Here is an 11,880-nt window from a genome sequence, read left to right on the forward strand (position 1 = left end):
ATGAAGTTACTCTCCTTAGCGACCACACTTTTTATTGCCTCTTTGGCGTGCAATCCTAGCTATGCAATGGATGATGTCCCCGATGAGCTGCCAGATCGCATTGTGGGAAATATCGGCGCAGCTTTTTACACCTCCAATTTACACATTGGAACTGAAGGCACTCAGTCCCTAGTCTTACCTTATGCCTTTGCTGACTATCAACGTTTATTTGTTCGCATTGATGAAGTGGGTGTTAAGACTTTTAAGATGGGTTATGGCTACTTTGAGGTAATCGGAAAAGTAAATTTAGATACCTATAAAGTGAAGTCCTCGATTAATGGAAACTCAATTAATCGAAGCGATCCAATTCCTTTGGGACTGGGAACTTTTCAAGAAACACCGATTGGTGGATTTTTTATAAACGCATATCACGACTTCGGAAAGTCAAAAGGGGCGATGTATGAATTTTTATATTTCGCCGAATTTGAAGCTTATAAAAAAGTGATGTTCTATCCTCAAATTGGTCTAGAACGGCAGTCGAGTCAGTATGCCAATTATTACTATGGCATCAACCCTGGAGAGTCGAGCTTGACTGGCTATGCAGCCTATAGCGCTCCAGCAACAAATAACCTTTTGGCGGGCCTAGTGGTAGAAATTCCGGTAGTGGATGACTGGTATATCAATATTTATGGCAAGCGCAAATGGATGGGCGGTGGAATCAATAACAGTCCCGTCATGAATCGCTCATTTCAGGACAACATTTTTATGGCCCTGGCATATCGCTTTAAGTAAGCAGGAATAAATAAGCCGCCTTACAAAGACATTCCCAGAATGGAAAGTCCCGAAACCAACATTACTAACTCCATCAGCAATAAAAATTTCTTTTCAGGCAACGCCAAGACGATTTTTTTGGAGAAGATGGAGCCTACCAAAACGCAGCCTCCAATCAGTAAGCCTTGAATAATCGCCGTTGTATTAAGAAAGCCTAACTGGTGAAAAGTAATGCCTTTAGTAAACAAGATTGACAATGTACTAGCTGCTTCAGTGCCCAGGAAAGCCCCCTTGCTTAAGCCATAAGCCAAAAAGAAGGGTGTATTAATAGCGCCGGTAGTCGCAACAATGCCAGTCAAATAGCCAATGCCAGCCCCTACTAGGGCCATCTGCCAAAGTTTTAAATAAAAATTCTTTTTGCGCATCCAACGACGAGTCGGAATGAGTAGTATTAAAAATATTCCTAGTGTTATTTCAATAAGGCGCTCGTCAAGCTGCACTAGGGTATTAACACCAAGCACAGTAAATGGAATTGCCGTCAGGCCGTAGACAAAGCAAACCCGCCATTGAATGACGCTCCACCACAAGAAAATACGCGAAAGATTTGCTACGGTGGCTACCAAAGCTATTACCGGAATTGCCTGGATGGGTCCATAAAAATAAACTAGGGCGGGCATCAATATGATGGTGGTTCCAAAGCCAATGACGCCACCCAATACGCCAGCCCCCAGCCCGAGGGAGCCGAGTACCAGAGCCTGCAAAATAAGATCAGACAAACTGACTTATCTCAATTATTGTTTGTAAATATTAGCGCCCCTGGCAGGCTATAGGCATTTCCCACAGCGGCTTCTCTTGTGAGTAGTTGCAGTTCACCCCATCAGGAGAGGTTGTGCTTGCGAGGCAGCCAGTTAATACTAGGGCAAAGAAAGCGACAGCCAAAGTTAGGGAAAGCTTTCTCATATCAGCCAACCAATTCATATAGAGTCCACCCTAAGTTCAAAACAACCAATGCCATGAGTGTGAAAAAGGTAAATTTCATTCCTAAAACACGTTTACTGAAATCAGGCGCAGGGGTAATCATGCCCTTTGCATGAATCAAGCGTCCAACAATGAGTGCGACACCCGAAATAGCAACCAATAGCCATGGGGCACCATTTAACTCAAGACACGCTATTAAAATGATTCCAACTGGCACGTATTCAGCGAAGTTGCCCTGAGCACGAATAGCTCTTTCTAGATCATCATGGCCACCACTTCCTAATCCAACTTTATTTTTTCTTCTTAGGCTAATAACAGCAAGAGAGAGCTTGATAAAAATAATCGTTAAAACAGATGCAATGATTGAGGTAATTAAGAGCATGAATATTTCCTTAGATAACTTCTAACACTTGACTTAAAGAGTTTCCTGCATAGGTCGGCTTTTCCCCAATCTCTTCAAAGGGGTGTCCTAAACGATTAACCCAAAAGACATCAAAGCCATACCACTTCGCTGCAAGGGCGTCCCAAGCATTGCTTGATACAAAGAGAATGTCTTCTTTCTTAACGGGAAATGCCTTTAGCAGCAATTCATAGGCCTGTGGGACTGTTTTAAATAAGCGTACCTCTTCAATGGTGACTACTTTATCCAGATAAGGCTCTAAGCCATTACTTTGTACTACAGTAGCCAGCATCTCTCTACTGCCATTGGACAATATCGCCGTAGAAATTCCTTTCTGCTTAATTGTCTTCAATACTTGAAGGCTGTCTTCAAAGCCAGTGAGCTTTGCATACTGATCCATCAGACGTTTTTCGTATGTCTCCGTGAGATCTAAGTCCATACGCTTACAAACATAACGCAATGAACGAATGGTTAGCTCCCAAAATGGAAGGTAGTGCTTACTACCATTCGGACTAGGGTCGCTCATGGTCACAAGTCTGGTGTATTCAATCTGGCGATCACGCCACATCAAAGCAAGGGCTTGTCCATGGCCTGGAAATAATTCTTCCGCCAACTGCCCCATGGAATACACATCAAATAATGTGCCGTAGGCATCAAAAGCTATCAGCTTATACATGCGGCCCCTAACTCTGATGGCTCTTCAAATAATCCATTACCCAGGCTGGATCGCTATCACTTGGGAAGATGGGGTAATGAACGGCCTCAATCACGCCATTATTGGCAATTAATGTCACGCGCTTTAATAAAGTCATTCCGGCCGCTACAAAGGTAGGTATATTCAATGCCTTTTGAAACTGATGGCCCTCATCACTGAGCACTGGAAATGGCAGATGAAGTCTATCGGCCATTTCTTTTTGATATTCAGTAGATTGCACGCTCAAACCCACAACCTGTGCGCCCAGCGCTTGAAGCTCTTGATAGTGATCTCTAAATGAACAGCTCTGGGGCGTACACCCTCTTGCTCCAGGAATTTGATCCCAGCCATCAGGCAAAGCAACATTAGGCTGCCCCGTCATTGGATAACAGTAGATAACCAACCTTCCTTTAATGTCACCAATATGCATGCTCTGACCATTGGTGGCGTTTAAAGAAATGTTGGGCAAGCTCATCCCCTTCAAGTGATTGGTCGAGCCATCGTCTTGGGGAATGGGCAGGTCTGTAGGGAGCTGATTGAGATTGGTCATTTGTTGATTCTATACAAAACAATTCCAACAGCAAGTTCGCAAAACAAATACAACTGCCTGAAGGTGGTTTGGCCATTTCTTGATGTGCCAGGGTTTTATCAACTAGAGGCGTTAAATTTAGTTATCAGTTTATTCGATCAATGAGGTCATATTGATTCAATTGACTACTTTTCATCTTAGGTACAAGATGGCTTCATGAGCAAAGAAAACCGCCAAACACACAGACTATCGTTAGCTTTATCGGTTAGCCTGAGTGACGCGCATTAGTAAATCTAAATTGTTTTTACCTATTAGGAGATTGTTATGACATCAAAGGGAATGTGTCCTGTTGCTCACGGGGCAAATACAGAATCTGGTAACTCTCCTATGGCATGGTGGCCCAAGTCACTCAATCTCGATATTCTTCACCAGCACGATACGAAGACTAACCCCATGGGGCCATCTTTTAACTATCGCGATGAATTAAAAAAACTCGATGTTGCCGGCCTCAAAAAAGATATGCGCGACTTGATGACGAATAGTCAAGATTGGTGGCCGGCCGATTGGGGGCATTATGGCGGCCTGATGATTCGCATGGCATGGCACTCTGCAGGAAGCTATCGCATTGCTGATGGACGCGGCGGCGCTGGTACAGGTAACCAACGTTTTGCACCGCTCAATTCTTGGCCAGACAACACCAATCTAGATAAGGCTCGCAGACTCCTGTGGCCCATCAAGAAAAAATATGGCAACAAAATTAGCTGGGCAGATCTCATAGTTCTGGCTGGAACAATTGCTTACGAATCAATGGGGCTAAAAACTTTTGGTTTCTCATTTGGTCGTGAAGATATTTGGCATCCAGAAAAAGATATCTACTGGGGATCTGAAAAAGAATGGTTACAAAAAAGTGGTGGGGAAGGCAGTCGTTATTCGGGTGATCGAGATTTAGCCAATCCCCTAGCCGCAGTCATGATGGGCTTAATCTATGTCAATCCTGAGGGCGTTGATGGAGAGCCGGATCCACTTAAAACGGCTGGAGACATGCGGGTCACTTTTGCTCGTATGGCTATGAACGATGAAGAAACCGTTGCACTTACTGCAGGTGGACATACCGTGGGTAAGGCCCACGGAAACGGTAATGCAGCCAATCTTGGCCCAGCCCCTGAAGGCGCGCCCATAGAAGAGCGGGGCCTTGGCTGGATGAATCACAAGACGCGTGGCATTGGCAGAGATGCGGTTACAAGCTGCTTAGAAGGTGCATGGACTACCCACCCAACTCAATGGGATAACGGCTACTTCCGCTTATTGCTCAATTATGAATGGAGGCTTACTAAGAGTCCTGCGGGCGCTTGGCAATACGAGCCAATCAATATCAAAGATGAGGATCGACCTGTTGACATTGAAGATCCAAGTATTCTGCGCATGCCAATGATGACTGATGCAGATATAGCCCTAAAGGTGGATCCAGAGTATCGCAAAATCTCTGAAAAATTTTCCCAGGATCAAGCCTATTTCGCTGACACTTTTGCAAGAGCTTGGTTTAAGTTAACTCACCGCGACATGGGTCCTAAAGCGAGATACTTTGGCCCCGATGTTCCTAAGCAAGATTTGATTTGGCAAGACCCCGTGCCAGCCGGTCGGAAAGACTATGACATTGAGTCTATTAAAGCCAAGATTAAAAGTAGCGGACTTTCAGTTAGCGATATGGTGACAACTGCGTGGGATAGTGCGCGCACTTTTCGAGGGTCGGATAAGCGCGGCGGGGCAAATGGAGCACGTATTTGCTTGGCGCCTCAAAAGAGTTGGGCCGGTAATGAGCCTGAGCGCTTAGCAAGGATGCTTAGTGCATACGAAACCATCTCCAAAGAGTCTGGGGTGAGCATTGCAGACATCATCATACTCGCTGGAAATGTGGGCATTGAGCAAGCTGCTAAGGCGGGTGGTTTTACTATCAACATCGCATTTACTCCAGGCCGCGGAGATGCTACTCAAGCAATGACTGATATTGAATCCTTTGAAGTTCTCGAGCCATTAGCCGACGGGTATCGAAACTGGTTAAAAGAAAACTATGTGGTGACTCCTGAAGAGTTGCTGCTAGATCGTACTCAGTTACTCGGTCTTACGGCACAAGAAATGACTGTTCTTATTGGCGGGATGCGCGTACTCGGTACAAATTATGGCGATTCTAAGCATGGGGTATTTACAGACAAGGAGGGAGCGCTCAGTAACGACTTCTTCATCAATCTGACCGATATGAATTATTCATGGAAGCCAACGGGTCGTAACAGCTACGACATTATTGATAACGGTACTGGCAAAACCAAGTGGACCGCCACACGCGTTGATCTGGTGCTTGGCTCAAACTCTATTCTGCGCGCTTATGCCGAAGTCTACGCACAGGACGATAACAAAGAGAAATTTGTAAATGATTTTGTTTCTGCTTGGGTGAAAGTAATGAATGCAGATATGTTTGAATAACGTTTAATTTGAAGGCAGCGCAAAGGGGAGGATTATTGCTTTTTTGTCCACCAAACCCACCTGCGGGTGGCTTTGGTGTTTATTGGCAGCCCAACATGAATTTGTCGAAGACTATGGGATATCTAGCCCTACTTCTTAGACTTGTATTTTTTTACAGCCTCTTTTAAGTCTGAATATTCCTCACACCCAAAAGTGCAGGCTTTATCCAGTCTCGCTAATAGCGCCTCTGCGCCTGGTAAATCGTTGTTGATTAACTTAAGCTTTCCGTAATACTCAAGAGCACCGCGATGATTAGGATCTATTTTCAATGCGGCTTGATAATATTTCTCTGCGCCCACCAAATCAGGCGGTTGTTTTTTACGAAGACTGTAACCCAGCAAATTATTCCAATCAGCCGAGCTTGTGTCATTTGCAGATTGCAGTTGCTGTATTGCCTGATCATATTTTTCGGCTTTAATGCTTGCCCTGACCTGAGTTAGCCATATTGGATCTTGCTTGGCTGGAGCAGAATCAGCCGCATGAGATAAACCAACGATTGAAAGTAACAACAAAAGTGCTGAGAGTATTTTTTTCATTTGCAGGCCTTTGGTTAAGAATTTATTAACGTCATTTAAAGCTACATTTCTACACAGGGTCTATATGAGTCATAACATTTAGTACTGGTAATTTTTTCTTAATTTGATTGCCAGCGTTTAGAGCAATATCGTGTCCATGCTTAACAGTAGCATTTGCATCAACATCAATATGAACATCGACCAAAATCATGTCGCCCATCTTGCGCGTTCTTAGGTCATGAAAGCCTCTTACGCCATCGGTAGATTTAATAATCTCCTCTATTTGACGATGCTCTTCTTCTGATGCTGACCTATCCATTAAGTCATGTAGGGCATCCCAGCCAAACTTCCAACCCATTTTTACCACCATTAGGCCGACTACCAAAGCACCAATGGCATCAAAAATCGGGTGGCCCATTAAGGCGCCAATAATACCAATCGAAACCACCAAAGAAGAAGCCGCATCAGATCTGGCATGCCAAGCATTAGCTACCAGCATTGAGGAGCGAACTCGCTTAGCCACTGCCAACATGTATCTAAACAGAAGTTCTTTAAAAACTAAAGAGGTTAATGCTACATACAACGCCAGAATTTGAATTTGTCCAGGCGGAAGAGGATTAATAATTTTTTCTCCAGCTTTAAAAAGCATGCCGGCACCAACGGCCAATAAAGAAATTCCTAAAAAAAGAGAGGCGGCCGTTTCATATCTTTGATGACCATAACGATGATCTTCATCTGCATCCTTAGCACTATGGTGATTGGCAAAAAGCACGACAAAATCCGCAACCAAATCTGTGGCTGAATGGATGCCATCTGCAATCAAGCCCTGGGATCCTGACACAATGCCCGCAAATACTTGAGAAACTGTTAGACCGATATTAACAACGACGCTGACTAGCGTGCTTTTCTTTGCAGCCTGTTGCTTGGCGGGTGTTTGTGACTCGTGATCTTCTATCGCTTTATCCATTTGTCTATCTCGTCAAATACATACTCAGTGTTGATGTTGTCTTAGCTTTGTAAATTATTGAGTAGCGTGCATACCGCCTCACACACCCTACTAGTATGTACTCATTTCGGGGCTAGGCGTAAATCCTGAAGGAATTATGTCTGCACTGGGACGCCAACTCAGCAAGAGTTGATCGAAAAACATGAAGAATGAAGATTTTGCGATTGCTAGCTGTAAGTTGGAAAGCAGAAAAACTTCTTGCTTATCGTTTCCTCTAATGTCTGCTTGACCATTCTTTGATTTACTTTATAGGCTTTACTTCAATAGTGATGTTCTACAGCACACATAGTGACGAGCCAATTCTTGATTCATCAAGAAATCCTAAAACCAACTTCGGATGGTTTTCACTTTTGAGCCCGATAAAGTCTATCCTTCATGGGTAGAGCTTATTTCTAAATCCTGAAGCTGCGAAGTTTCATGAGAATATTTCAGAAAATTTTCACGGTGTCTTCTATAAAACAAAAGCCCCTCTTTGATGCTGGCCACCGAGGCGCCTTGCTCAAGCATCTTATCCCATAGATTCCAATCTTCTTGAGGGTGGATTCCATCTTTGAATCTTTTTTTGTAGCCAATTTTCTGACCAAAAGATGTGCGGTACATCATCGACCCATGGTGCTGTTCTTGGCGATCCCAATAAAGGTCGCCCTGATAGGGCAAAGTCTCGCCAGGTACACGGGATAATATTTCTTCTTTTAGCTCACCAGTTACAACAATGTCGTAAGTAACAATGTCGGTGTTACCGGTTGATAACAACTCAATGGCATCTGAGCGCAACCAATTGTCGGCGCCTATGAACAACACATATTCGGTATCGATTTGAGACAGTATGTTTTGAAAATTATCTACCACTCCCAAATTTTTATGCCTCAATATATATTCAATATTAGGATATAAGCTTGGCAAATGACTGCAATCTAACCCGCCATCATCTACAAATAGAATCCTTTCGGGACGAATAGTTTGTGAGAGCAGCGACTCGATGCAATGGGCTGCAAGGTGCCCGTATCTATAGGAAGCAATAACGACAGTAATCATATTGAGTGGCATTAGAGCACGAATCTATGACATTGATGCTCATAAGACTTATCTAGTCAAAAGAAAAAACCACCCTAAGGTGGTTTTGATGTTTCTTAGTTGCCCGGGCGGGATCGAACTAGGGCCCAGGATGCTTAATCCTTATTTTCTATTGGGCCCATAAGTCTTATTTAGATAATCGACTATGACTGGAACTTCCTCATCAGTTATAGGCGCCTTAAATACATTTTTCATCCTTAAAACTTGGGCATTCCAATAGCCCACTCCAGTATTGGGCGGTTGATATTCTGCATAGTGTGCAGAGTGACAGGTAGAGCATTTCTGCAAAGTCAGCTGATAGCCTGGTAAATCTGATGGCCTCCACAAAACAGTATCGGCTGGCAATTCAATTGATTTGGCTTGGGCAACTTGTACAAAAGCAAGGGCAGATAGAAGAATTATTTTTTTCATATTCTTCTCCTTAAACCGCTGTGACTTTGACAGTCTCAACAATATTTCTCATATAGCCTGCCGGCATCCAGCTTGCAGTCATTGGCTGAACCTGGCCAGCATGGTTAAATGCTCTAACCCTCAAGTCCAATGTCCCTTTTTGTTTTGGCGTAAATTCAATGCGCCACTCTCTAAATGAGAAGCGACCCAGATCTTGACCCAATCTCGCTTCTGTCCAATTTTGTCCATTGTCCTGAGAAAACAAAACTTTCTTTATTCCATAGCCAGCATCAAAAGCAATGCCTCGGGCTTGAACCGGCTTACCAACAGTGACAACGCTATTGTCTGTGAAGTTTGTAATAAAAGAGCGAATCGTAAATTGATTAATTGGAATCGTTTTAGAAGGGGCAGTTCCAGGCGCAACACAGTTACAGTCATTATCAGGAATGCGATAAGCAGGATTCATCCAGTAACCGTTATAGACATCATCAACCACTTTAATTTCACTAAGGTGCTTAACCCAATATGTTCCGTAGTAGCCAGGAACAATTAACTTGATTGGATAACCATTTAAGAAAGGAATATCTGTGCCGTTCATTTGATAAGCGACCATCACATTGCCGTCCATGGCGTGATCAATATCTAGACCTTTTACAAAATCCGAATCGCTTGGGAGAACTGGCTGATCCAAGCCATTGAATGTTACTTGCTTGGCCTCACTGCCAGGATTGGCTGCTTTCAAAATATCTTTTAAGGCAATACCAACCCAAGCGGCATTACCCATCGCACCATTACCGAGCTGTCCACCATTCACTCTAGGCTCAAATAATCCGCGACTATTGCCAGAGCATTGATTAACAGCAACAATTCGTTGAGATGGAAAGTTTTTCTTTAAAGATTCTAAAGAAATCTCTAAAGGCTTTTCTACATTACCGCCAACTTTTAATCTATAAGTATTGGGATCTATCGATGTTGGAATGCCGGCCATGTGATAGCGCACAAAGAATTCATCATTTGGTGTAATGACATGATTGTCGTAATACTTAAATGGTGTTTCTAATTGCGGTGGCCTAGAAGTCAATACAATCATGGGCTTCTTTTCAGGAAATGCCATGAGTTCGCGTTCACCATAGGCTATAGGTAAATTTGTTTTCTCTGCGCCTATCGCCCAAGATGGCAATAATGAACTGGCTCCACCAGCCAGTGCGGCTGTAATGACTTTACGTCTATTGGTAAAGTTATCTGAATTCATGGATGTCTCCTCCATAGTATTTTTGGTTGAAGTAAGAATAGCTACTTTTGAAGAGGCATGCGTTGGTGATTACCCTCATCACGCATTAATAATGTCGTTTTAAACGACATTCCTATAATGGGGCAAGCACACACAATAAAGGCTTTTATGGCTTGGATCATTACAAAGTATCTATTAACAGCAGGAATGGTTGTATTCATCTCTGAGGTTGCCAAACGCAGTGATAGGTTAGGTGGTTTTATTGCGGCATTGCCACTAATGACACTCTTAACTCTGGTATGGCTCTATGTAGAAAATCAACCTGATGAAAAAATTGCTAATCACGCCTATTACACATTTTGGTATGTGATTCCAACGCTACCAATGTTTCTATTGTTTCCTTACCTGCTACCAAGGCTAGGATTTTGGCTGACCATGGGTGCCTGTGTAGTGGCAACAGCCATCTGCTTTGGCTTATTTGCCTTGGTGATGAAAAGCTTTGGAATAAATCTGTTGTAAGTAAAAAACCACCCTAAGGTGGTTTTGGTGTTTCTTGGTGGCCCGGAGCGGAATCGACCAGAGCCTAGGATGCTTAATTCCGTCTCTAGACTGGTGCTTTAAAAGACAATTTACTCTTGCTCAATGTTAACAAATTTGTTAACATACACGGACGAGCTATTCCATCCTTTATTACAGCGAGCAGGTTCAAGAAGACATTATGAATCTTCCCGACACGCTTCAAGCTCGCTATATTGGATTGACCACTCGAATGATTGAGCATGGGTCGAATTTAGGCTTGCCTCATACGGATTCATTTGGCGGCGGCTTATTTGAATTAAGACTTAAAGGGGCTGAAGGTATCGCCCGAGTTTTCTTTTGTACGATGGTGGAGAAAGAAATAGTGATGCTCCATAGCTTTATTAAGAAGACTCAAAAGACGCCTGAGAAAGAATTAAAGATTGCGAAAGCACGTATGAAGGAGTGGAAAAAATGACAACGCAGAAGAAAACAAAAATGCTTACCCATAAACAAATGATAAGCAAAATGCTTAAAAAGCCCGCTGTAAAAGCCGCAGTCAAAGAACTTGATCGCACTGAATTTGCTATTCTTGATGAGATTCTTACGGCAAGGAAAGAGGCTGGATTAACGCAAGCTCAAGTGGCAAAAAAGATGGGAACGCAAACCCCGGCTATTGCTAGATTAGAAAGCTCTCTGGCTACTGGCAAACATTCCCCAAGCCTAACTACCCTAAGAAAGTATGCGGCGGCCTTGGGCAAGAGAGTTGAGCTTCATTTAGTCTGAGGACGTCTATATCCACTGTAATCATTTCACCCATAATTCATAATGGCTATGTTTGAAATAAAATTGATTGATCAGTTTTATTTTCTGGGATAACTAATCAGGTATGGCATTTAGCATTGAACAGCTAGGGGATATTGACTATTTGGTCGGGCGGTGGTGTCTGCTTCTGGCTCCACTTGAAATCAAAAAAGATCTTGATTACGATTACGAAATCGATGGCCAGGCTGTAAGTGTTTTTGAAGTTCGCCCTTTGTGGCGTGGAAAACCAGGAGAGTTAACTCGACGACCGTTTGTAAAATTTCGGTATATACAGTCTGAGGCTCTGTGGCATATTTATTGGATGCGAGCCAGCGGAAAATGGCAAGCCTATGAGCCAAATCCAATCTCAAAAGATCTCAATGAGGCACTACAAGTTATTGATGCCGATCAGTATGGCTGCTTCTTTGGATAACAAGCTTGGGTTAGTCACCCTAGTTGCATTGCCTTGACTATTA

15 protein-coding genes are annotated in these 11,880 nt (G+C 43.3%); 6 read left to right on the top strand and 9 right to left on the bottom strand.

Translation table 11 applies throughout. The annotated features are described in order from the left end of the window. On the top strand, nucleotides 1–771 hold the full coding sequence (locus ICN36_RS01565; RefSeq protein ID WP_216226700.1) for a MipA/OmpV family protein: 771 nt from the start codon (nucleotides 1–3) through the stop codon (nucleotides 769–771). Nucleotides 772–791: 20 nt separating this feature from the next. Here the strand turns inward: ICN36_RS01565 and ICN36_RS01570 are convergent, their stop codons facing one another. The 4 genes from ICN36_RS01570 to ICN36_RS01585 form a co-directional block, all read right to left on the bottom strand. Further along, nucleotides 792–1,526: a sulfite exporter TauE/SafE family protein gene (locus ICN36_RS01570; protein ID WP_216226701.1), complete on the bottom strand. Its 735-nt coding sequence runs from the start codon at nucleotides 1,524–1,526 to the stop codon at nucleotides 792–794. 185 nt (nucleotides 1,527–1,711) lie between these two features. Next, entirely contained in the window at nucleotides 1,712–2,110 is a 399-nt protein-coding gene (locus ICN36_RS01575; protein WP_216226702.1) for an MAPEG family protein, read from the bottom strand. Between the two features lie 10 nt (nucleotides 2,111–2,120). After that, nucleotides 2,121–2,804, bottom strand: a complete 684-nt coding sequence (locus ICN36_RS01580; RefSeq protein WP_216226703.1) for a haloacid dehalogenase type II — start codon at nucleotides 2,802–2,804, stop codon at nucleotides 2,121–2,123. A 7-nt stretch (nucleotides 2,805–2,811) separates the two neighbouring features. Beyond that, on the bottom strand, nucleotides 2,812–3,372 hold the full coding sequence (locus ICN36_RS01585) for a peroxiredoxin (RefSeq protein ID WP_216226704.1): 561 nt from the start codon (nucleotides 3,370–3,372) through the stop codon (nucleotides 2,812–2,814). A gap of 303 nt (nucleotides 3,373–3,675) precedes the next feature. On the opposite strand from ICN36_RS01585, the gene katG reads away from it, so the two are divergent. Continuing rightward, nucleotides 3,676–5,829 (top strand): catalase/peroxidase HPI, encoded by a 2,154-nt coding sequence (gene katG, locus ICN36_RS01590; RefSeq protein WP_216226705.1) that lies wholly within the window; start codon nucleotides 3,676–3,678, stop codon nucleotides 5,827–5,829. Between the two features lie 128 nt (nucleotides 5,830–5,957). Here katG and ICN36_RS01595 read toward each other — a convergent pair whose 3' ends face one another. The 5 genes from ICN36_RS01595 to ICN36_RS01615 all read right to left on the bottom strand — a co-directional run bounded on the left by ICN36_RS01595 (nucleotide 5,958) and on the right by ICN36_RS01615 (nucleotide 10,105). After that, on the bottom strand, nucleotides 5,958–6,404 hold the full coding sequence (locus tag ICN36_RS01595; protein ID WP_216226706.1) for a tetratricopeptide repeat protein: 447 nt from the start codon (nucleotides 6,402–6,404) through the stop codon (nucleotides 5,958–5,960). Nucleotides 6,405–6,453: 49 nt separating this feature from the next. After that, nucleotides 6,454–7,350, bottom strand: coding sequence for a cation diffusion facilitator family transporter (locus ICN36_RS01600; protein ID WP_216226707.1), 897 nt, complete (start codon nucleotides 7,348–7,350; stop codon nucleotides 6,454–6,456). Between the two features lie 405 nt (nucleotides 7,351–7,755). Continuing rightward, nucleotides 7,756–8,424: a glycosyltransferase family A protein gene (locus tag ICN36_RS01605; protein WP_216226708.1), complete on the bottom strand. Its 669-nt coding sequence runs from the start codon at nucleotides 8,422–8,424 to the stop codon at nucleotides 7,756–7,758. A gap of 141 nt (nucleotides 8,425–8,565) precedes the next feature. Further along, nucleotides 8,566–8,874, bottom strand: a complete 309-nt coding sequence (locus ICN36_RS01610) for a cytochrome c, class I (protein ID WP_216226709.1) — start codon at nucleotides 8,872–8,874, stop codon at nucleotides 8,566–8,568. A 10-nt stretch (nucleotides 8,875–8,884) separates the two neighbouring features. Next, complete coding sequence (locus tag ICN36_RS01615; RefSeq protein ID WP_216226710.1) at nucleotides 8,885–10,105, bottom strand: molybdopterin-dependent oxidoreductase; 1,221 nt, start codon at nucleotides 10,103–10,105, stop codon at nucleotides 8,885–8,887. A 147-nt stretch (nucleotides 10,106–10,252) separates the two neighbouring features. Between ICN36_RS01615 and ICN36_RS01620 the strand changes: the two genes are divergently transcribed. The 4 genes from ICN36_RS01620 to ICN36_RS01635 all read left to right on the top strand — a co-directional run bounded on the left by ICN36_RS01620 (nucleotide 10,253) and on the right by ICN36_RS01635 (nucleotide 11,837). After that, entirely contained in the window at nucleotides 10,253–10,603 is a 351-nt protein-coding gene (locus ICN36_RS01620) for a DUF3147 family protein (RefSeq protein WP_216226711.1), read from the top strand. A 199-nt stretch (nucleotides 10,604–10,802) separates the two neighbouring features. After that, the gene (locus ICN36_RS01625; protein ID WP_216226712.1) at nucleotides 10,803–11,078 is read left to right on the top strand and encodes a type II toxin-antitoxin system RelE/ParE family toxin; all 276 of its coding nucleotides are present in this window, start codon (nucleotides 10,803–10,805) and stop codon (nucleotides 11,076–11,078) included. Further along, the gene (locus tag ICN36_RS01630) at nucleotides 11,075–11,386 is read left to right on the top strand and encodes a helix-turn-helix domain-containing protein (protein WP_370623372.1); all 312 of its coding nucleotides are present in this window, start codon (nucleotides 11,075–11,077) and stop codon (nucleotides 11,384–11,386) included. Before ICN36_RS01625 ends, ICN36_RS01630 begins: the two co-directional genes overlap by 4 nt. A 103-nt stretch (nucleotides 11,387–11,489) precedes the next feature. Beyond that, nucleotides 11,490–11,837 (top strand): DUF3024 domain-containing protein, encoded by a 348-nt coding sequence (locus tag ICN36_RS01635; RefSeq protein ID WP_216226713.1) that lies wholly within the window; start codon nucleotides 11,490–11,492, stop codon nucleotides 11,835–11,837. The last annotated feature ends 43 nt before the right edge of the window (nucleotides 11,838–11,880 follow it).

Origin of the sequence: Polynucleobacter sp. UK-Gri1-W3 (assembly GCF_018881595.1) — a bacterium.
Classification (GTDB): domain Bacteria; phylum Pseudomonadota; class Gammaproteobacteria; order Burkholderiales; family Burkholderiaceae; genus Polynucleobacter.